At 72.1% G+C, this 20,341-nt stretch carries 16 protein-coding genes; 11 read left to right on the forward strand and 5 right to left on the reverse strand.

The window, feature by feature from the left end; genetic code table 11:
* Nucleotides 1-4: 4 nt before the first annotated feature.
* From AB0D18_RS25055 to AB0D18_RS25065, 3 genes are read right to left on the reverse strand one after another with little or no spacing between them, the layout of a single operon-like run.
* Complete coding sequence (locus AB0D18_RS25055; RefSeq protein ID WP_362422628.1) at nt 5-1,210, reverse strand: acyl-CoA dehydrogenase family protein; 1,206 nt, start codon at nt 1,208-1,210, stop codon at nt 5-7.
* Nucleotides 1,211-1,214: 4 nt separating this feature from the next.
* The gene (locus tag AB0D18_RS25060) at nt 1,215-1,610 is read right to left on the reverse strand and encodes a lipocalin-like domain-containing protein (protein ID WP_362422631.1); all 396 of its coding nucleotides are present in this window, start codon (nt 1,608-1,610) and stop codon (nt 1,215-1,217) included.
* 34 nt (nt 1,611-1,644) lie between these two features.
* A complete protein-coding gene (locus AB0D18_RS25065; RefSeq protein WP_362422634.1) occupies nt 1,645-3,231 on the reverse strand; it encodes an FAD-dependent oxidoreductase in 1,587 nt (528 codons plus the stop codon).
* A 195-nt stretch (nt 3,232-3,426) separates the two neighbouring features.
* Between AB0D18_RS25065 and AB0D18_RS25070 the strand changes: the two genes are divergently transcribed.
* Together AB0D18_RS25070 and AB0D18_RS25075 are read left to right on the forward strand one after the other, a co-directional pair.
* Entirely contained in the window at nt 3,427-4,131 is a 705-nt protein-coding gene (locus AB0D18_RS25070) for a class I SAM-dependent methyltransferase (RefSeq protein ID WP_362422637.1), read from the forward strand.
* A gap of 10 nt (nt 4,132-4,141) precedes the next feature.
* The gene (locus tag AB0D18_RS25075) at nt 4,142-5,308 is read left to right on the forward strand and encodes a cytochrome P450 (RefSeq protein WP_362422640.1); all 1,167 of its coding nucleotides are present in this window, start codon (nt 4,142-4,144) and stop codon (nt 5,306-5,308) included.
* Between the two features lie 93 nt (nt 5,309-5,401).
* Here AB0D18_RS25075 and AB0D18_RS25080 read toward each other — a convergent pair whose 3' ends face one another.
* On the reverse strand, nt 5,402-6,340 hold the full coding sequence (locus tag AB0D18_RS25080) for a bifunctional DNA primase/polymerase (protein WP_362422643.1): 939 nt from the start codon (nt 6,338-6,340) through the stop codon (nt 5,402-5,404).
* A 305-nt stretch (nt 6,341-6,645) separates the two neighbouring features.
* Here AB0D18_RS25080 and AB0D18_RS25085 point away from each other — a divergent pair, with 305 nt between their 5' ends.
* From AB0D18_RS25085 to AB0D18_RS25125, 9 genes are all read left to right on the forward strand, one after another.
* Entirely contained in the window at nt 6,646-6,957 is a 312-nt protein-coding gene (locus AB0D18_RS25085; protein ID WP_362422646.1) for a hypothetical protein, read from the forward strand.
* Between the two features lie 241 nt (nt 6,958-7,198).
* Complete coding sequence (locus tag AB0D18_RS25090; RefSeq protein WP_362422649.1) at nt 7,199-8,356, forward strand: acyl-CoA dehydrogenase family protein; 1,158 nt, start codon at nt 7,199-7,201, stop codon at nt 8,354-8,356.
* A gap of 32 nt (nt 8,357-8,388) precedes the next feature.
* On the forward strand, nt 8,389-9,405 hold the full coding sequence (locus AB0D18_RS25095; protein WP_362423039.1) for a bifunctional MaoC family dehydratase N-terminal/OB-fold nucleic acid binding domain-containing protein: 1,017 nt from the start codon (nt 8,389-8,391) through the stop codon (nt 9,403-9,405).
* A complete protein-coding gene (locus AB0D18_RS25100) occupies nt 9,386-10,510 on the forward strand; it encodes an acyl-CoA dehydrogenase family protein (RefSeq protein WP_362422652.1) in 1,125 nt (374 codons plus the stop codon). The genes AB0D18_RS25095 and AB0D18_RS25100 overlap by 20 nt, the downstream gene beginning before the upstream one ends.
* A complete protein-coding gene (locus AB0D18_RS25105) occupies nt 10,507-10,974 on the forward strand; it encodes a MaoC/PaaZ C-terminal domain-containing protein (RefSeq protein WP_362422655.1) in 468 nt (155 codons plus the stop codon). Before AB0D18_RS25100 ends, AB0D18_RS25105 begins: the two co-directional genes overlap by 4 nt.
* Nucleotides 10,971-12,137: a lipid-transfer protein gene (locus AB0D18_RS25110; protein ID WP_362422658.1), complete on the forward strand. Its 1,167-nt coding sequence runs from the start codon at nt 10,971-10,973 to the stop codon at nt 12,135-12,137. Before AB0D18_RS25105 ends, AB0D18_RS25110 begins: the two co-directional genes overlap by 4 nt.
* 53 nt (nt 12,138-12,190) lie before the next feature.
* The gene (locus AB0D18_RS25115; protein WP_362422661.1) at nt 12,191-13,147 is read left to right on the forward strand and encodes a DUF1906 domain-containing protein; all 957 of its coding nucleotides are present in this window, start codon (nt 12,191-12,193) and stop codon (nt 13,145-13,147) included.
* A gap of 182 nt (nt 13,148-13,329) precedes the next feature.
* Entirely contained in the window at nt 13,330-13,932 is a 603-nt protein-coding gene (locus AB0D18_RS25120; protein ID WP_362422664.1) for a SigE family RNA polymerase sigma factor, read from the forward strand.
* Nucleotides 13,933-14,131: 199 nt separating this feature from the next.
* Entirely contained in the window at nt 14,132-15,778 is a 1,647-nt protein-coding gene (locus AB0D18_RS25125; protein ID WP_362422667.1) for a long-chain fatty acid--CoA ligase, read from the forward strand.
* 119 nt (nt 15,779-15,897) lie between these two features.
* Here AB0D18_RS25125 and AB0D18_RS25130 read toward each other — a convergent pair whose 3' ends face one another.
* Nucleotides 15,898-20,139, reverse strand: a complete 4,242-nt coding sequence (locus tag AB0D18_RS25130) for a PAS domain-containing protein (protein WP_362422670.1) — start codon at nt 20,137-20,139, stop codon at nt 15,898-15,900.
* Nucleotides 20,140-20,341: the final 202 nt, after the last annotated feature.

Raw genomic sequence — 20,341 nt, forward strand, 5'->3', positions numbered from 1 at the left:
ACCCCTAGGATGCCTCATCGGCCGTTCCGTCCGGCATCCGAAGTCCCCCTTCCGCCAGTGCGTACCGCGCGTAAACGCCGCTGCTGCGCTCGGAGTTGAGCGCGGCGTGGGAGGTGGCCGCCTGTACGTCGCGCCAGGTGCGCTGCAACGGGTGGGACTGGGCCTGTACGCGGCTGCCGCCCGCGTGGAAGACCCGCTCGACGGCGTCCCGCACCAGGCTGGCCGCCAGCGAGGCGTCCCGCGCGTTCCTGGCTGCCCGTGGGCGGCTCAGCCGTCCCGTGTCGGTGGCCGCGGCGGCCCGCTCAAGCAGCAGCCCCGCCGCGTCCAGCTCCCCGGTGGCTCGCGCCACCGTGGCCTGCGCCGCAGCGGGCGCTGCCACCAGAGAGCCGTTGCCCGCGTGCTGGGCGACCTCGTCCGCCCACCCTCCGACGGCGGCTCTCGCGGCACCCAGTGCCGGGGCCACGAACGCGGGTGCGTGGGCCCCCAGGAGCGGAACCCGCAGGAATTCCGGGGCCGAAGGCGTCCGCAGCCCGCGCAACAGCGTGGCCTGCGGGTACGAGCGGTCCTCTGGCACGAAGAGGTCCTCGGCCTGGACCGTGTTGCCGCCGGTGCCGCGCAGCCCGAGCGTGAGCCAGGTGTCGTGCACCTCGTACTGCTCCCGGGGCACCAGGAAGTACCGCAGCTCCCGTTCCTCCCCGCCACGTTCCGCGGGTGCGCACAGCAGGGACCAGTGCGCGAAGTCCACGCCGCTGAGGAAGCCCCACCTGCCGGTGAGCCGCCAGCCGCCGGGTACCGGACGAGCCGCGCCGGCCGGATTCAGCGCCGCCGCTATCGGCACGTCGGGGCCGCGACCCCACAGATTCCGCCGGGTAGGGCCCGGCAGCAGGGCCGCCATCCGACTGGAGAGTGCGTAGATCATCCCGCACCAGGCGGTCGCGGCACATCCTCGCGCCACCTCCTCCGTCTCCCGCAGGAGCAGTGCGAACGTGGAGCCGCGGCCACCGTGTTCGGCCGGTACGAAGTGCCGGGCGAACCCGGCTTCGAGGAGGGCGGCCGCCACCTCGTCCGTCAGCCTGCGGTCCGCCTCGGCCGCCGGGGCGTGTTCCGCGGCCAGGGCGGCGAGCCGTGCGGTGGGGCCCGCCCCCTCCGTCTCTCCTGCGGGCGTGTACGGGGTGGGAGTCACGGTCCCACCCCGGATGGATGCGGTCATGGGCTCATCCCCTGCCCATGGTGCGCCGCCAGTGCAGTACCCGGCGCTGCGGGCGGCCGTCGACCACGGCTGTGCCGTACAGCGTGAGCGCGTCCTGGTCGAGCACCATGTCGCGGAGCTGCTCGGTGCCGACCCACTCGGCCTTGGGGGTCACCTCGATGCGGTGGACGACCTTGTTCCCGGACAGTCGCCAGTGCCCGGCGTACCCCATGTGCGTGGGACCGCCGTGGGCACTGCCCCTGGTGGTGCGCATCATGTTGACCGTCACATGGCCGTCGGCGGTGTACACCAGCAGCCCCCTGGGCGCCGGGCCCAGTGGACCCTCAAGGCGGGTTCCCTCGTCGTCCAGGTCGTGGAAGGAGACCAGGTTCCACACCCCGACCAGCTCGTTGGTGGACATACGCAGTGTCAACTCCTCGTCTTTCGTGTGGGGCTCAAACACCGGGGTCCTGCCCGAACCAGGTGGCCAGGGCAACGGTCAGGGTCCCGGGATCGAAGTGCGCGCCGCGGGGCAGTGCCCAGGCGACGCAGCCGTCCGGGCGCATCAGCAGCGCGTCCACGTCGTCGCGGTCGGCCTTCGCGCTCACCGTCCGCACGCGGGAGCTCCACCGGGCGCCGGTACGTACGACGTCGTCGCAGCCGCCCAGGTCGAGCAGGACCCCTCGCCCGTCGGCGGTCACATCGGCCAGGGAGGCGAGCGCCGGCTCCCCGGGCCCCATGGGGTCGAGCTTCATCGTCGGGCAGAGGGTGCCGACCAGGGGGTGTGCGTCCCCCAGGTCGTAGCGCACGCCGAAGCCGGCGAGCATGCCGACCACGTACCGCTTGACCTCGTCGAGATCGAGCAGCTCCTCCAGAAGCCCCCTGAGCGCCGTGCTGTGGGGGTCGGGACGCATCAATGCGGTCTGGGCCCGGGTGTTCTCCAGCAGCTCGGCACCGATCCGGTGCCGTTCGGCGGTGTAGGTGTCGAGGAGGCCGGCCGGTGCCCAGCCGTCGAGGACGGCGGCGAGCTTCCAGCCGAGGTTGACCGCGTCGGTCAGCCCGACATTGAGCCCCTGTCCGCCGAAGGGGGCGTGGATGTGTGCCGCGTCGCCGGCCAGCAGCACCCGGCCGCGCCGGTACTCGGTCGCCTGGTGGGCCAGGTCGGAGAAGCGGCCGCCGGTCGCCATGTGCGTGATCGACACGTTCAGGCCGCCGATCCGGCGCAGGCTCTCCTGGAGCTCGGCGGCGGTGAGCGGTGGGGCCCCGGGGTCCGGCGGGCCGTCGAACTCGATGGCAGCCACCCGGTTCACCCCCAGCCCGTGGACCATCAGACCGCGCGGCGTGTAGTGGAAGCCGTGCGGCACCTGCCCCCAGTCGTCGATCTCGACCACGCCCTGCCGCCCGGTCACCGTCGGCGCGGTGCCGGTGAATTTGAAGCCGGTGAGCGTACGCACCGCGCTGTTGCCGCCGTCGCAGCCCACCAGGTACTGGCCGCGCACCCGCCGCGGCCCGGCGGAGGTGTGCGCGGTCACCACCACCGCTTGCTCGTCCTGCTCCACGCCCGAGACCTCGTGCCCCGGCCGGACGACCACACCCAGCCGCTCGGCCCGCCGCCGCAGGATGTCCACCAGTACGGGCTGCTCGACGCGCATCCGGCGCCGTCCCTCGTCGGCGGACCCGGGCCGTTCGAGCTTCTCGATGCCGGCGAAGTGCTCCTTGGGAACCGCCTTCTCCGGGTCGAGGCCGGCGACTTCGGCCATGCGCAGATACCCTTGGAGGGTCTCCTGCTCGGCCGTGCGCAACTCCTCGCCCAGGCCTCGGCGTTCGAGCGCCTCCACCGCCAACGGGCCGATGGAACCGGCCTTGGTCACCCGCTCGGGTTCGGTGTTCCGCTCCAGCACCACCACTGATGTTCCGGCCGTGCGCAGTTCGCAGGCCACCATCAGACCCACCGGCCCGGCGCCCGCCACCACGACCTGGAACTCCCCGTCGTGTCGGGCGAGACCCCCGTCGTGTCCGGCTCGCCCCTCGGCACTCTCCATGGTCGGCCACCCTCCTCTCGTCGGTGCGCCCAAGCTCCACCGGCCGGCTCAAGGCCCGCTCAAGGAGCCGGGCGCGGGACGGTGAACCATCCTTGAGCCGGCCTTGAGAGCGCCCCAGCACTGTCAGCCACTCCTCGCGGCCCCGGCGACTCAGAGCTGTGCGGCCGTGGCACTGAAAGGGAGAGGGACGAAGACGTGACTGTCGTCAACACGCTGAACACCGATCAGATCCTCAGGACGCTCGACCGGATCTTCGCCGCGGAGCTGCACGACGTGGCCGCCATCGCGGACATCGGCACCCGGCTGCCCGGCGCGGACGGGCAGGGGCACCTCAACGCGCTGCACAGCCTCCCTCCCGAGAAGCTGGCGGAGGCCCTCTCCGACGTGGTCATCCCGGTCTCCCGGGAGACCGGAGAGCTGCTGTACGTACTGGCCCGCAACCGCGGCGCCCGGCGCATCGTGGAGTACGGCACCTCGCACGGCGCCTCCGCCATCTACCTGGCGGCCGCTGTGCGCGACAACGGCGGTGGGCAGGTGATCGGCACCGAACTCCAGCCCAACAAGGTGCGCAGCGCCCGCGCCAACCTCGCAGCGGCCGGCCTCGCGGACCTGGTCGAGGTCCGCGAGGGCGACGCGCGCGAGACGCTCCGGAGCCTGCCGGGCCCCGTCGACATGGTGCTCATCGACGGCTTCGCCAGCCTCTACCGTGACGTTCTGCGCGTGATCGAACCGCAGCTCGCCCCGGGAGCGCTCGTGGTGGCCGACGGCATGCCCCCGGGCCCGGAGGCCATCGCCGAATACCTGGACTACGTCCGCGACCCGGCCAACGGGTATACGAGCGTCGCACTTCCGCTGGGCGACGGCGGCGTCGAGCTGTCGCTCCGCTGCCGGGTCAACTGACGTCGCCCCCATGACGAGCGATGTTCTGCACGCCTCACGGCCGGCCTTCTACTGGGAGCCGGACACCGAGGCGTTCTACGACGAACTGCTGGAGACCTGGCATGTGTTCCGCCACGCGGACGTGCTGCGGGTCCTCACCGACGCCTCGGCGTTCTCGGCCGGATACGGCCTCGACGACGAGTCCCGGGCACACGTCCACCCCTCCCTGGTCGGTCTGTGGGCGGCCGAGGGCGCGCGCCACGACGACCTCCGGGCCGCCGTGGCCGAGCCGTTCCGACGCACCGAGATGGAGCGCCTGGAAACCGCCGTACGGGAGACGGCGACCGACCTCATCGACCGGATCCTCTCCGCCGGTACCGGCGAAACGGAGATCGTCGAGGATCTCGTCCGCCCGCTTCCGGCCCGCGTCATCTGCCGGTTGCTCGGCCTCGACGTCTCGTACGCGAAATGGGTGCACGAGTGGATGGACGAGATCTACACCTGCTCCGTCTCCTCCCACACCCATTCGCTGCCGCCCCAGCCGGACATGGTGGACTTCTTCACCGGGCTCGTTGCCGAACGGCGTCGTACGCCCGGTGAAGGGCTCCTCGACGACCTGATTGCCGCACAGGCCGCCGGTCACCGGGTGAACGGCTGCCCGATGAGCGATCGCGACCTGGTCGGCCACCTGGCGATGATGCTCAGCGCCGGGGTCGACACCACCTCCAGCAGCATGGGCAACGCGCTGCTCTTCCTCACCGGGTTCGGCCACTGGGACGCACTGCGTGCCGATCCGTCGCTCATCCCCAACGCGGTGGAGGAAACACTGCGTTGGTACCCGGCCTTTCCAGGGGTACGGCGTTACGTGGTGGCCGAGACCGAGATCGCCGGACGACGTCTGCAACCCGGCCAGTGGATCACCGGCTGGCTCACCTCGGCCAACCGCGACCCCGCCCGGTTCCCGCAGCCCGACACCTTCGACATCCGCCGTCGCCCCAACCCCCACCTCGGCCTCGGCCGGGGCCGCCACCACTGCCTCGGCGCCCCCCTCGCCCGTCTCGAACTGCGCGTCCTGCTGGAGGAGGCCACCCGGCGCCTGCCCGGCCTCCGGCTGTCCCCGGGGCGCCCGCTGCGTCGGCGCACCTGGATAGTGGACCCGCTGGAGGAGGCCCACTTCTGCTTCGACCTCCGGCGGTGAAACTCGGGGTCGGGCCCGGCACTGAGAAATCAGTGCCGGGCCCGACCCGTTTCCTGCCACGAGGTTCGACCACGCGGGGTGGGACGAGCGTCGCTACGCGCGCGTGCCCGTGGTCAGGCGGGCCGCCGAGGCGAGGGTGGAGCGGGCTTCCTGGAGGGTGAGGCCCGTGTGGAGGGCCGCCTCTATAAGGGCGTCGGTGAGGGGCTCGCCGATTCCGTTCTCGTACGCGCGGCAGGCGGCCCAGAAGAGGCGGGTGTTGCGCTGGCCCTCCCGGGCGGCGCGGACGAATTCGACGAGGCCGCGGCCCCGGTCCGTACCCGGTAACGGCGGCGGTGGGTGCCTGCGGTGGCCGCGTGGGCGGGGGGTCAGGAGGGCGAGGAGCGCGGGCGGGCAGGGGGCCGCCGGGAGGTGGGCGGTGCCGGGGGCCAGGCGGTAGACGCCGCGGGAGGTGAGGGAGCCGGGGCCGACCAGGTAGCCGCCGGCGCCCCGGACGTCGATGCCGGGGGCGAGGCGGCTCGCGGAGTTGGGGACGGTGACGCCCGCAGGGCCGGTGAGCCAGAGGTGGCGGCCGCCGGAGGGGGTCAGGACCGTGACCGTCGGCGGAACCGTGAACAGGTGTGTGCGGGCCAGGTGTTGCAGGGCCGCGTCGGGTTCGGTGTTCGGCCTGGGGTCCAGGTCGATGCCGATCAGGTGGTGCGGGGGCCGGCCGCAGGCGATGCCGTAGCCGGTGGCCCAGGGGGCGGCGGCGAACAGGGCGCGGACGACGGCCGGGTCGGTCGACGCGTCGTGGACGCCGTGACCGGGGAGGCCGCACTCGCCGCGACAGGGCGGGGCAGGTGGGGCGGGCAGAGCGGGTGGTGCAGGCGGCTGCTGGGTGGTGTGTGGGCCTTCGGCCGTGTGCTCGTCGTGGTGCGGGGAGCGCAGGGCCGGGAGTTTGGTACGGGACAGGGGGATGACGGGGAGGCCGCGCTCCGCTGCGGAGAGGGCGTGTGCGAGGGCCAGGGTGGCGGTGAGCCGGTCTGGAGTGGCCATGACTCCATGGTCGTACGAATGTTCGAATAAGGGAAGCGGGGAAAGTTGGCTGGAAAGGTGCCGGAACGTTTCCCCTTGCGGGGTTACTGGATCCGATGGGTCATTTGGCCGATCCATAGTGGTTTTGGGGTGAGGTTGGGGGTTTATCGACAAAACCTCACGCTTGCGAGCGAATAAGTGCCTAGTGGGTGGTTCGCCGGGGATTCTGTGGGTGATCCTGATGTCGCGACGTCGTCACCAGTACCGAGGCAGTCGGCCAACTTTCTCGGAAACAGCCTTACTTAACAGTTCCTGGAGGAATTGACATGGCACGTATCCGTAACGCCCGCGTCATCGCCGCTGTCGCCGCTCTCCCGCTCGCTGCCGCTCTCTTCACGGGTGTTGCCGCTGCCGACAACGGATCCTTCGCGGACGACGGATCGAACGCGACGGTTGCCACGCAGAGCGGCACCGGTGTGGGCGGCACGAACCACGGCAACTCCACCACCACGCAGCAGGTGGCGACCGGCGCAGGCGCCTCGAACCAGAACAACACCGCCAGCGTGAACGGCTCCGGCTTCACCGGAATCCAGCAGGGCAACGAGAACGTCGCGGTGAACTTCGCCAAGTTCTGGTAGTACCGCGTGGCCTGATGGGGGTCTGTGCTGCGGGGTGAACGAATGCCTGTGCGGCGGCGCTTCGGCGCCGCCGCACAGGCATGTCCGCGTTCAGGGGAGTGTTCAGGGGGGTTGTGGGGCGGGGTGTGTCGGTGACCTTGACAGGGCGGGAGTTTCTGACGGACAGTCAGAAACCTTCCCTCGTACGTTCCTTCCGTACGTTCCATCCGTACGTCCGGACGACCCGCCGGAGGGCATCGCCGTGCACCTCGCACCGACCGGGCGCCAGCAGCGGCTGCGCGCCGAACTCCGTTCGTACTTCCGCGATGTGATGCCGGAAGGGCCGCCGGACGATCCGGGCGCCCAGCGGGCCCTGCTGCGACGGATCGGCGCCGACGGGATGCTCGGGATCGGCTGGCCCGTCGCGTACGGGGGTCAGGGGCGCGGCCCCGACGAGCAGTTCGTCTTCTTCGACGAGGCGTACCGGGCGGGCGCGCCCGTCTCGATGGTCACGCTTAACACCGTCGGCCCGACCCTGATGAAGTACGGGACCCAGGAGCAGAAGGACTTCTTCCTGCCGCGAATCCTGCGCGGCGAACTCGTCTTCGCCATCGGGTACAGCGAGCCGGAGGCCGGTACGGACCTGGCGGCGCTGCGTACGAGAGCGGTCAGGGACGGTGACGAGTGGCTGATCGACGGCCAGAAGGTCTTCACCAGCAACGCCCAGAACGCGGACTGGATCTGGCTCGCCTGCCGGACCGACCCCGAGGCCCCCAAGCACCGGGGGATCTCGATCGTCCTGGTGCCGGCGGACGCACCCGGCTTCTCGTGGACGCCGATCGAGACCGTGGGCGGGCTGACCACCACCGCCACGTACTACGACGGGATCCGGGTGCCTGCCGGGAATCTGGTGGGGGCGGAGAACGAGGGCTGGGGGCTGATCACCAACCAGCTAAACCACGAGCGTGTCGCCCTCGCCGCGATCGGCATGCAGGCCGAGGACGCCTGCGCCGAGGCACTGGCGTATGCCCGTACTCCGGACCCCCATACGGGCGAAAGGCCTGGTGAGAAGGCATGGGTGCGGGCCCGGCTGGCCGAGGCGCACGCCCGGCTTTCGATGGTGCGGCTGCTGAACTGGCGGCTGGTCGGGGACGTGGGCGCGGGGGTGCTGGCGCCCGGCGACGCGAGCGGCGTGAAGTTCGTGGGCACCGAGAGCGCGGTCGCGGTGTACCGGATGTGCCAGGAGGTGGTGGGCGACGCGGGGTTGGTGAGGGCCGGGTCGCAAGGGGCCTTCGGGGACGGGGAACTGGAGCGGATGAACCGGGCGGCGCAGATCAACACCTTCGGGGGCGGGGTCAGCGAGGTGCAGCGGGAGATCGTCGCGACGATGCGGCTCGGGATGAGGAGAGGGAAGCGGTGAAGGAGGCGATGGGGGAGGTGAAGGGGGAGGCGATGGGGGAGGTGAGGGAGCAGTCCGGGAGCGGGGAACTCGACGGATTGCTTGCGCGTTTGAAGGAGTACGAGGGGCAGGCGGCGGCCACCTCGGGTGTGGGCAAGGACCTGGTCAACGAGCCGATGATCAGGCACTGGTGCGAGGCGACAGGGGACGGCAACCCGGCGTACGCGGGGCCGGAGGCGATAGCTCCGCCGACGATGCTCCAGGCCTGGACGATGGGCGGGTTGTCCGGGCACACCGGCCGTTCATCGGCGTACGAGGGGCTGTTCGCGCTGCTCGACGGCGCGGGCTGCACCTCGGTGGTGGCGACCGACTGCGAGCAGGAGTACGTACGGGACCTGCGACCGGGGGACCGCGTCACCTTCGACGCGGTCATCGAGTCGGTGTCGGAGCGGAAGACGACGAAGCTGGGCAGCGGGTATTTCGTCACGACGCGGATGGATGTGTACGGGGCCGGGGAGCTGGCGGGGACGCACCGCTTCCGGATCCTCAAGTACGCGCCCGCCCGCAAGAAGCAGGAGAAGCCGGAGAAGCCGGAGAAGCAGGAACAGGATTCGGAGAAGCCTGCGGAAGGGGCGGGGCCCGTGCTGCGGCCCCGGCCGGTGATCAACAGGGACAACGCCGGTTTCTGGGAGGGGGTTTCCGCGCACCGGCTGCTGATCCAGCGGTGCGAGGAGTGCGGGACGCTGCGCTTCCCGTGGCTGCCGGGGTGCAATGCGTGCGGCTGCGCACGGTGGGACACGGTCGCGGCAAGCGGGGAGGGGACGGTCTTCTCGTACGTGGTGATGCACCATCCGGCGTTCCCGGCCTTCGACCCTCCCTATGCGGTGGCGCTCGTCGAGCTGGCGGAGGGTGTGCGGATGATCAGCAATGTGGTCGGGGTGGCGCCCGGCGAGGTGCGGATCGGGATGCGGGTGCGGGCGGAATTCCGGCGCTTCGACCCGGAGTTGGAGCTTCCGGCGTTCCGGGCGGTTGCGGACGGGGGTGGGGCGGATGGACTTCACACCGACTGAGGAACAGCAGGCCGCGCGGGACCTGGCGGCGCGGATCTTCGGCGATCTGTCGACGCACGAGCGGCTGACGGCGGCCGGGACGGGCACGGACGCCGAACTGTGGAAGCGGTTGTGCGGGGCGGGACTGCTCGAAGCCGTCGAGGAGATCGGTCTGCTGGGCCTGGTGCTGCTGCTGGAGGAGCAGGGGCGCACCACCGCCCAGGTGCCGTTCGCGGCCACGGCTGTCTGCGGACTGCTCGCGTTGAGTGCGTACGGGACGGAAGAACAGCAGGAAGCGATGGGTCCTGGCCTGCGAAACGGCTCCATGGTGGCCGTAGGTGCCTTTTCGGCCACCGGACCGGGCCCCGTCCGGGCGTCGGCGGGAGAAGACTCGCACGGGAGTGCGCTCCGCGGGCCGGCGCTTTCCGGGACCGGGCTCCCGGGGCAGGTGCTTTCCGGGACCGTGCTCTCCGGGACCGTTCCGGTGGTGCCGTGGCTGCGGGATGCCACCCATGTGGTGGTGCCGGACGCGGACCGGGCGCTGTGGATCGTACGGACGGGGAGTGCGGGGGTCGCCGTTGACCCGGTCGAGACCACCGCGCCGTGGTCGGCGGGGCGGCTCACGCTGAGCGGGGCGCGGGGCGAACGGCTGGGCGGGCCGGGCCCGGAGGCGTACGAGCAGATCAGGGGTGCGGCGCGGATTGCCTTCGCCGGGCTGCAGGCCGGGGTGTGCGCGGGATCGGTGGCGCGGGCCGTGGCGTACACCTCGGAGCGCGAGCAGTTCGGGCGGCCGCTGTCCACGAAGCAGGGGGTCCAGCTGCGGGCCGCCGACGCGCACATGGACACCGAGGCGATCCGGGTCACCGCCTACGAGGCGGCCTGGCGGTACGACCAGGCCTTGCCGCACGCGTCGCATGCGCTCACCGCCGCCTGGTGGGCGTCGGAGGCGGGCCGGCGGGTGGTGCACGCGGGACAGCATCTGCACGGCGGCGTGGGGGCCGATGTGGAGTACCCGGTGCACCGGCACTTCCTGTGGGGGCGGCAGCTCGACGCGTATCTGGGAAGCGGCGGCCAAGTGCTGGAAGAGCTGGGTGACCTGCTGATGGAGGAGGGGATCGAGGCATGAAGGCCGGTGAGGAACTGCCACCGCTGGAGATAGCGGTGACCCGCACCCTGATCGTGGCCGGGGCCGTCGCCTCCCGCGACTACCAGGACGTGCACCACGACGCCGAGGCCGCACGGGAGAAGGGGTCACCGGACATCTTCATGAACATCCTGACGACGAACGGCCTGGTGGGGAGGTACGTGACGGACAGCCTCGGCCCGGAAGTGCGGCTGCGCGCGGTACGGATACGGCTGGGCGCGCCGAACTACCCGGGAGACACGATGGTGTTGCGGGGCACGGTCACGGAGGCGGACGAGGCCACGGGCACGGCGGAGATCCGTGTCGTCGGCACCAACGGCATCGGCCACCATGTCACCGGCACGGTGAGGGTCGGGCCGGCCTCGTCCTCCGGCCCCGCCTCGTCCTCCGGGCCCGCCTCGTCTTCCGGGGCTGCCGCGTCCTCCGGCCGCGAGGGGGCCGTATGAGCATCCGCAGGGCCGACAGCCTCGGAGGGAAGGCGGCCATCGCCGGGATCGGGGCGACGGAGTTCTCCAAGGACTCCGGGCGCAGCGAGCTGAAGCTGGCCGTCGAGGCGGTGCACGCGGCCCTCGACGACGCCGGGCTCACCCCCGCCGACGTCGACGGCATGGTCACCTTCACCATGGACACCAGCCCCGAGATCACCGTCGCCCAGGCGGCCGGGATCGGCGAGCTGTCCTTCTTCTCGCGGATCCACTACGGCGGCGGTGCGGCCTGCGCCACCGTGCAGCAGGCGGCGCTGGCGGTGGCGTCCGGGGTGGCCGAAGTCGTTGTCTGTTACCGGGCATTCAATGAACGTTCGGGGCGGCGGTTCGGTTCCGGGGTGCAGCGGCGGGAGCCGTCGGCGGAGGGGGCGGCGCTCGGCTGGGCGCTGCCGTTCGGGCTGCTCACGCCCGCGTCGTGGGTGGCGATGGCGGCACAGCGCTATCTGCACACGTACGGGCTGACCCCGGAGGCGTTCGGGCACGTCGCCGTCACCGACCGGCGGCATGCGGCGCGCAATCCCGCCGCGTACTTCTACGAGAAGCCGATCACGCTCGCCGACCACGCCGCCTCGCGGTGGATCGTGGAGCCGCTGCGGCTGCTCGACTGCTGCCAGGAGACCGACGGCGGTCAGGCGGTCGTGGTGACCTCCGCCGAGCGGGCCCGGGACCTCGCGAAGCCGCCCGCGGTGATCGTCGCCGCAGCTCAGGGCGCCGGGCGCGGGCAGGAGCAGATGACCAGCTTCTACCGGGACACGCTGGCCGGGCTGCCGGAAATGGGTGTCGTGGCGCGGCAGTTGTGGCAGACGTCCGGGCTCGCGCCGTCCGACATCGACGTGGGGATCCTCTACGACCACTTCACGCCGTTCGTGCTGATGCAGCTGGAGGAGTTCGGGTTCTGCGAGCCGGGCGAGGCGGCCGGCTTCGTGGCGGCGGACGCGCTGCCGCTCAATACGCACGGGGGGCAGCTCGGCGAGGCGTACCTGCACGGGATGAACGGGATCGCGGAGGCCGTCCGGCAGGTGCGCGGCACCTCGGTGAACCAGGTGCCGGGTGCGGCCAGGACGCTGGTGACGGCGGGCACCGGGGTTCCCACATCCGGGTTGATCCTGGGTGCTGATTGCTGACCGGTCCGGCGTGAGTCGTGGACTCGACCGCTGAATGACCGTTAGCTCACCTTATGTACCGATTCATTGGCTCTACGTACGTACGAAAATGGGCTCCCGCGCGGCTGATCGGCCTCACGGGGGCGCTGTTCGCCCTCCTCGTGTCGCTGGCGCTGCCCGCGCCGGGAACGGCGGCGGCCCACCCGGGTGCCGGAAAGTCCGGCGCCGCACAGGTCGGCACCGCACGGTCCGGTCCCGTGCGGTCCGGTCCTGTGCGGCCGGGCGGGGCGAAGGCGTACTCCGGCAGGCCCGTGCGCTTCAGCGGCTGGGCCTTCGACACCTGCGAAGCCCCCTCCCTGGCCACCATGAGGGCCTGGCGCGGGGCCTCCCCGTACCGGGCCGTCGGGGTCTACTTCGGCGGCCGGGCGCGCGGCTGCCCCCGGCAGAAGAACCTCAACAAGCAGTGGATCAAGTCGGTCGACCGGATGGGCTGGTTCCTGCTCCCGATCTACGTCGGCTCCCAGGCGCCCTGCGTGCACGTGACCCACAAGCTCCAGTACCCCATCGGCCGCGACCCGTGGCGGCAGGGCGCCGCCGAGGCGCGGGACGCGGTGAACCGGGCCAGGTGGCACGGCATGATCCCCGGCAGCACGCTCTACCTCGACATGGAGGCGTACGACACAGGCAACCGCGGCTGCGCCGAGCGCACCCTGAGCTTCGTCCGCGCCTGGAACCGCGAGCTGCGCAAGCACCGCTACTTCCCCGGCTACTACAGCAGCGCAGACTCCGGCATCCGCGACCTGGAACAGGCCAGGAAGAAGGGGATCGAGGACCTGCCGACGGTCGTCTGGTTCGCCCGCTGGGGGAAGAAGCCGTCGGTCACGGGAGAGCCCTTCCTGAGCCCCCGTGCCTGGGCGCCGCACCGCCGCATCCACCAGTACGCGGGCAACGTCAAGGAGACGCGGGGCGGTCACCGCCTGAACATCGACCGCAACCGGGTCGACGCGCTGGTGGCCCGCACCTGGGAGTGATCCCCCACCCGTGCGGGGACGCCGCGCGCCGGACCGTGGCCCCGTGCCCGACCCTGACATTCCCCCGGCCCCCCTCCACCTTCAGGAGGTGGGGCCTGCCCCACCCCTACAACCTGAGGCGGACATGTCTTCGGGACCTGGGGCCGATCCCCGGAGCGGTCCCCGCTCATAGCGTGGAACACATGACCACGCCTGTCTGCACCAGCGCATCCAAGGCCGCCACCGGGCGCGCCGGGCACGCCGTGAACCCCGGACGTACCGGGCACGCCTCTTCCTTCACCGGATACCCGTCGTTCGCCAGCTACGTCCGCGCCCGCGGGCCCGTCCTGCTGCGCACCGCGCGCTCGCTGACCGCGAACCCGTGCGACGCCGAGGACCTGCTGCAGACCGCGCTGACCAAGACGTACGTCGCCTGGGAGCGCATCGAGGACCATCGGGCGCTGGACGGCTACGTGCGCCGGGCGCTGGTCAACACCCGCACCTCGCAGTGGCGCAAGCGCAAGGTCGACGAGTTCGCCTGCGAGGAGCTGCCCGAGCCGAGCGCCAGCTCCACGGCGCCGGCCCCGGACCCCGCCGAGCAGCAGGTGCTGCACGACGCGATGTGGCGCGCGGTCATGAAGCTCCCGGACCGGCAGCGCGCCATGGTCGTCCTCAGGTATTACGAGGACCTGAGCGAGGTGCAGACCGCCGAGGTCCTCGGTGTCTCCGTCGGTACGGTCAAGAGCGCGGTCTCCCGTGCGCTGGGCAAGCTGCGCGAAGACCCGGAGCTGACGCCGGTCCGCTGACGCCGACCCGCTGGCCCCGGTCCGCTGACCTCGATTCGCTGACCGGCCAAGACGTCTCGTCTTTTACCTGCTTTTTGGTTACCCCCAGGTAGTGACATACCGCCGGGTACGCGCGCAGAATCGGCCCAGACACGCACTGCCGCCACTCAGGCATGCAGTGCCACGTGCCGCCATATCGCGCGCCCACCGGGAGGACGCCGTGCTCAGCACCATGCAGGACGTATCGCTGACCGTGACCCGCATCCTGAAGCACGGGATGACCATCCATGGAAAGTCGCAGGTCACGACCTGGACGGGGGAGGCGGAGCCGGAGCGCCGCAGTTTCGCGGAGATCGGTGAGCGCGCCACCCGCCTGGCGAACGCCCTGCGCGACGAGCTCGGAGTCGTCGGCGACCAGCGGATCGCCACTCTCATGTGGAACAACTCGGCCCACGTCGAGGCGTACTTCGCGATCCCCTCCATGGGCGCTGTGCTCCACACCCTCAACCTGCGACTTCCGGCCGAGCAACTGATCTGGATCGTCAACCACGCCGCCGACCGCGTGGTCATCGCCAACGGCAGCCTCCTCCCGCTCCTCGCCCCGCTCCTCCCGCACCTGCCGACCATCGAGCACGTGGTCGTGGCGGGCCCCGGCGACCGGTCGCTGCTCGACGGCTGCACACCGCGCGTCCACGAGTACGAGGAGCTGATCGCGGACCGCCCGACGACCTTCGACTGGCCGGACATCGACGAGCGTTCCGCCGCCGCCCTCTGTTACACCTCCGGCACCACCGGCGATCCCAAGGGCGTCGCGTACTCCCACCGCTCCATCTACCTGCACTCCATGCAGGTCAACATGGCCGAGTCGATGGGGCTGACCGACAAGGACACCACCCTGGTCGTGGTCCCGCAGTTCCATGTGAACGCCTGGGGCCTGCCGCACGCCACCTTCATGACGGGCATCAACATGCTGATGCCCGACCGCTTCCTGCAGCCCGCGCCGCTCGCCGAGATGATCGAGCGCGAGCGCCCCACGCACGCGGCCGCCGTCCCCACCATCTGGCAGGGCCTGCTCGCCGAGGTCACCGCCAACCCGCGCGACCTCACCTCGATGAGGGAGGTCACCATCGGCGGTGCGGCCTGTCCGCCGGCCCTCATGGAGGCGTACGACCGGCTGGGCGTCCGGCTCTGCCACGCCTGGGGCATGACGGAGACCTCGCCGCTCGGCACGATGGCGCACCCGCCGGCCGGACTCACCGCCGAGCAGGAGTGGCCGTACCGCGTCACACAGGGCCGACTCCCGGCGAGCGTCGAGGCCCGACTGAGCGGCCTGGCAGGCGAGGCACTGCCGTGGGACGGCAAGTCGGCCGGTGAGCTGGAGGTACGCGGCCCGTGGATCGGCGGCGCGTACTACGGCGGCGCGGGCGGCGAGGACTTCCGCCCCGAGGACAAGTTCAGCGCGGACGGCTGGCTGAAGACCGGCGACGTCGGCGTGATCAGCGCGGACGGCTATCTGACCCTCACCGACCGGGCCAAGGACGTCATCAAGTCCGGCGGCGAGTGGATCTCCAGCGTGGATCTGGAGAACGCGCTGATGGCCCACCCCGAGGTCGCCGAGGCGGCGGTCGTGGCCGTCCCGGACGACAGGTGGGGAGAGCGCCCGCTGGCCACCGTCGTCCTCAAGGAGGGCGCCACCGCCTCGTACGCCGACCTGCGTGACTTCCTCGCGCAGAGTGTGGCCAAGTGGCAGCTGCCGGAGCGCTGGGCGAAGGTTCCGGCGGTGCCGAAGACGAGCGTCGGCAAGTTCGACAAGAAGGTGATCCGCAAGAGCTACGCGGACGGCGAGCTGGACGTCACGCAGCTGTAGTCACGCAGCTGTAGCCGCACATCACGCAGGTGTAGGGCGAGTACGGGCCGGGGTCGTGTTTCACGTGAAACACGACCCCGGCCCGTAGATGTTTCACGTGAAACACCCGCACCCGTATGTCAGTTGGTGCCGATCTTCGCCAGCAGGTCCACGATCCGGCCCTGCACCTCGTTGCTCGTGGAGCGCTCCGCGAGGAAGAGGACCGTCTCGCCCGAGGACAGCCGGGGCAGCTGCGCCTGGTCGAGCCCGGCCGAGGTGTAGACGACCAGCGGGGTGCGGTTCAACTGCCCGTTGGCGCGCAGCCAGTCGACGATGCCCGCCCGGCGGCGGCGCACCAGCATCAGATCCATGACGACCAGGTTCGGCCGCATCTGGGTGGCGAGGTTGACCGCCTCGGTGTCGGTCGCCGCGCGCGCTACCTGCATGCCGCGCCGCTCCAGGGTGGCGGTCAGCGCGAGCGCGATCTCCTCGTGCTCCTCGATCAGCAGGACCCGCGGCGGGTGCTGCTCGCTGTCGCGCGGGGCGAGCGCCTTGAGGAGGACGGCCGGGTCCGCGCCGTACGCCGCCTCCCGGGTCGCTTGCCCCAGACCGGCCGTGACCAGCACCGGGACCTCGGCGGCGACGGCCGCCTGACGCAGTGACTGGAGCGCGGTACGGGTGATCGGCCCGGTCAGGGGGTCCACGAACAGGGCCGCAGGGAACGCGGCGATCTGCGCGTCGACCTCGTCGCGGGAGTGCACGATCACCGGCCGGTAGCCCCGGTCGCTGAGCGCCTGCTCCGTGGAGGCGTCCGGCGCGGGCCACACCAGCAGCCTGCGCGGGTTGTCCAGCGGCTCCGGGGGCAGCTCGTCGTCCACGGGCCGCGGAACAGGTCGGTTGGCGACCTCGACGGCACCGCCGGGACCGTCCAGCGGCTCGGGGCCCTCGCTGCCCTCGTCGGGCGCCTCTATGGCGTACGCACGCCCCTCGGACGCCGTCGGGATGAGCTGCGGGGCGTCAGGACCGGTGGACGTGACACCGGTGGGCGGGGCGCCCGTGGGCGTGGTGCCGGTGCCGCTTTCGTACGCACCTGTGTGCTCGCCCGTCCGGGGGCCGCTCTGGGGGCCGCTCTGCGGGTGCGGACGGGCGGCGGGTTCGGCCGAGGGCGCGAGCGCTGCCGCCGCCGGGCGTTCCGCCTCCGAGGGAGTGGACAGCCTGCGACGGCGGCCGGAGCCCAGCGTCTGGTTCTGCTGCTGTGCGATCTGCTGCGCGAACGGCATGCCCTGTCCGAGCGTACGCACGCTGAAGGCGCGCCCCTGGGTCGAGTGCGTGGACTCGGAGGGCTGCGGCAGTGGCAACGGCAGTGGCTGGGCCGGGGTGTGCGGCTGGGCCTGGGGCAGCGGCTGCGGAAGCGGCTGGGACTGCGGCTCCGGGTTGGCGACCTGGGCGCTGGGCGTGGGCCAGCCGCCGTGCGCCGCCTGCTCGTTGGACACCTGGGCCGGTACGTCGCCGGTGCGGCCGGGAGTACGGTCCGCCTCGGCGGGCGGCAGCGCGAACGGGCTGCGCGGGCTCTCCGCCTCGGCGGCCGGAGCGGTGGCCAGTGCCCGCCGGGCCCGACGGCCGCCGGAGGCGCCGTTGCCGGCGCCCGCACCGGCCTGGCCCCCGCCCTGGCTCGGGGTCTGGCCCTGCGGGTGCCCCTGCGACTGCACGTGGGGCTGGCCCTGTGACTGAATCTGCGACTGCCCCTGGCTCTGCACGGCGCCCGCGGAGGCGAACACCTGGCCGTGCCCGGAGGTGTCGTCGACGGCCGGATCACCGCTGTTCGCGGGGCCGTTGCCGGGGCCCACGGGCGCACTTCCGGCGCCGGGCATGGCGGAGGCCTCGGCACCCGGCGGCCGCCGGCCGTACGTGACACCGGCCTGGCCCTCTTGGCCCTTCTGGCCCGCTTGACCGGCTTGGCCCGCGTCAGAGCTCGCGGGCGGCAGCGCGGCCATCGCACCGCCGTCACGGCGGCCCGCCGGGGCCTGCGCGGGAACTCCCTGCGGGGGAACGCCCTGGTTCTGCGCAGGAATGCCCTGGCCCTGCGGAACTCCCTGCGGAGGCACGGCTGCCCCCAGCGCCGCACGCCCGGCCGCGCCCTCCCCGGCCGTCACCACGGAACCCTCGGCCGGGCCGTCGGACGGCTTCGCGGGCGCGGGCAGCGCCAGAGCCTGACCGCCACCGGCCTGACCGCCACCGGCATCACCGGCGGCGGCTGCGCTCGTGCCCGCCCCCGCGCCCGCGCCCGTACCTGCGCTCGTACTGGCGTCACCGGTCGGCGCCGACGGATTTCCGCCGTCGTTCCCCGGTCCCTCGGCCGGGCTCGGCCGCCCGCGCCTGCGGCCCGTACCGCCGCCACCTGCGCCGCCGGATCCCTCGCCCGTGTTCTGTGCCGGAATCAATTCCTGCTGCTGGTTCTCGTCGGCCGGCCCGCGCCGAGCGCGCCGCCGCCCGCTCGGGGCGGCCTGCGGGGCGGCGGTCTCCGCCCCCGCGCCGCTCTCCCCGGCGTTCTCGCCGGTGCGGCCCGCGCCCCCGTCCGCGTTGAGGAACGCGTCGGTCGAGGAGCGCCTGGCCCGCCTTCCGCCGCCCTGCTGGGCGGGTACCGCGGCCGTCGCGCCAGGACCGTTCCCGGCGTCACCGGCGCTCGCAGCGGAGGCCGGGGCAGGGTCAGGGTCAGGGGCGGGATCCTGGGCAGCGTCCTGGGCGACAGGAGCCGAAGCCCCCGAGCCGTCGCCCAACGGCACCTCCAGTACGTACGCGCTGCCGCTCATGCCCGGCACCTCGTGCGTCTGCAGCACCCCGCCGTGCGCCGCGACGATGCCGCGCACGATCGGCTCGTGCACCGGGTCGCCGCCCGCGTACGGCCCGCGCACCTCGAAGCGCACGACCTCGCCGCGCTGCGCGGCCGCCACCACGATCGTCGAGTCGACGTAACCCCCGCCCGCCGCGGCGGCCGGAGCCTTGCCGGTGGAGTCCACCCCCGCCACGTCGGCCACCAGGTGCGCGAGGGCCGTCGCCAGCCGCCCGCCGTCCACCTCGGCCTCGATCGCAGGCGCGTGCACGGCGAACTGGACGCGCCCCGGCCCGATCAGCTCGACCGCACCCTCGACGGCCGCCGCGACGACCCCGTCCACCAGCACGTTCGTCTTGACCAGCGGCTCGGTCCCGGCGACCAGCCGCTGGAAGCCCAGCACGTTGTCGACGAGGGTCGTCATCCGCGCGTACCCGGCGGCCAGGTGGTGCAGCACCTGGTTGGCCTCGGGCCACAGCTGTCCCGCCGGGTCGGCGGCCAGCGTGCCGAGTTCGCCGCGCAGCTCCTCCAGCGGACCGCGCAGCGAGCCGCCCAGGACGGCGCTCAACTGGGCGTGCTGCCCGGCCAGTTCCTCGGCCCTTTCCCGGCCGAGCGCGACCTCCGCGTCGTACCGCTCACGCGTCGCGGCCAGCTCCTCGGTGTGCCGGGCGATCTCCTCGGCGTGCTGGGCGATCTGCCGGTCCAGCTCCTCGGCGTGCTGGGCGATCTGCTCCTCGTACGGCCGACGGTCGGTGAACGTCATCACCGCGCCCACCAGCTGTTCCCCGTCGCGCACGGGTGCGGTCGTGAGGTCGACCGGCACCTGCTTGCCGTTCTTCGCCCACAGCACCTGCCCCCGCACCCGGTGCTTGCGCCCGGACTTCAGGGTGTCGGCGAGCGGCGACTCCTCGTACGGGAACGGCGTCCCGTCGGCCCGCGAGTGCACGGCGAGCGCGTGCAGCTCCTTGCCGCCCAGGTCGCTGGCCCGGAATCCCAGTATCTGCGCGGCGGCCGGGTTGGCGAGGACGATCCGACCGTCGTTGTCGGTGCCCACCACGCCCTCGGACGCGGCGCGCAGGATCATCTCGGTCTGCCGCTGCGAACGGGCCAGCTCGGCCTCGGTGTCGACGGTGCCCGACAGGTCCCGTACGACGAGCATCAACAGCTCGTCCCCGGTCAGCGAAGTGGAACCGGCCGGCCGGTCCATGGAGAAGGCGTCCCGCCCGTCCGCCAGGTTCGCGCTGGTCACCTCGACGGGGAACTCGCTCCCGTCGGTGCGCCGCGCGATCATCCGGGTCGGCCTGGTCCGCCCCTGGGCGTCGGCGTTGTCGGGACGGCGCATAGAGCCGGGGATCAGCTTGGAGTCGAACTGCGGCAGCAGATCGAGCAGCCCACGACCGACGAGTGCGGTGCCCGGGGTCTCGAAGGTCTCCAGGGCGATGGTGTTGGCGTTGACGACGGTTCCGTTGCAATTGACGAGCAACAGCCCGTCCGGAAGCGCGTCGAGTATCGCGGCGAGGCGAGCAGCGCCTCGGGATGGCCTGCTGCTCACAACGACGGTTCCTCCCTGATTACTGCACCTTGCCCAGGCGATCCCGCCCGGTCGGCGACTCTCCGGCAGCCCCAATTTTTCCCCTGGGTCCGCGTGTTGTCACTGGAAGGAGTCTAAAGGCTGGGACTACGGGCGTGACGGCGGATGAGAGAGGGAGCTGCTGTGGGGCTGTGCCTGCCCACGAAGCAGACCTTCACGCTCC

The sequence above is a fragment of the Streptomyces sp. NPDC048442 genome, from assembly GCF_040651475.1.
GTDB lineage: Bacteria > Actinomycetota > Actinomycetes > Streptomycetales > Streptomycetaceae > Streptomyces.

What these genes read in the sequence shown, in the direction of transcription:
- AB0D18_RS25055 (WP_362422628.1), bottom strand. Translation starts at nt 1,210, where the DNA reads ATGACCGCATCCATCCGGGGTGGGACCGTGACTCCCACCCCGTACACG.
- AB0D18_RS25060 (WP_362422631.1), bottom strand. Translation starts at nt 1,610, where the DNA reads ATGTCCACCAACGAGCTGGTCGGGGTGTGGAACCTGGTCTCCTTCCAC.
- AB0D18_RS25065 (WP_362422634.1), bottom strand. Translation starts at nt 3,231, where the DNA reads ATGGAGAGTGCCGAGGGGCGAGCCGGACACGACGGGGGTCTCGCCCGA.
- AB0D18_RS25075 (WP_362422640.1), top strand. Translation starts at nt 4,142, where the DNA reads ATGACGAGCGATGTTCTGCACGCCTCACGGCCGGCCTTCTACTGGGAG.
- AB0D18_RS25080 (WP_362422643.1), bottom strand. Translation starts at nt 6,340, where the DNA reads ATGGCCACTCCAGACCGGCTCACCGCCACCCTGGCCCTCGCACACGCC.
- AB0D18_RS25085 (WP_362422646.1), top strand. Translation starts at nt 6,646, where the DNA reads ATGGCACGTATCCGTAACGCCCGCGTCATCGCCGCTGTCGCCGCTCTC.
- AB0D18_RS25095 (WP_362423039.1), top strand. Translation starts at nt 8,389, where the DNA reads ATGGGGGAGGTGAGGGAGCAGTCCGGGAGCGGGGAACTCGACGGATTG.
- AB0D18_RS25100 (WP_362422652.1), top strand. Translation starts at nt 9,386, where the DNA reads ATGGACTTCACACCGACTGAGGAACAGCAGGCCGCGCGGGACCTGGCG.
- AB0D18_RS25105 (WP_362422655.1), top strand. Translation starts at nt 10,507, where the DNA reads ATGAAGGCCGGTGAGGAACTGCCACCGCTGGAGATAGCGGTGACCCGC.
- AB0D18_RS25110 (WP_362422658.1), top strand. Translation starts at nt 10,971, where the DNA reads ATGAGCATCCGCAGGGCCGACAGCCTCGGAGGGAAGGCGGCCATCGCC.
- AB0D18_RS25115 (WP_362422661.1), top strand. Translation starts at nt 12,191, where the DNA reads ATGTACCGATTCATTGGCTCTACGTACGTACGAAAATGGGCTCCCGCG.
- AB0D18_RS25120 (WP_362422664.1), top strand. Translation starts at nt 13,330, where the DNA reads ATGACCACGCCTGTCTGCACCAGCGCATCCAAGGCCGCCACCGGGCGC.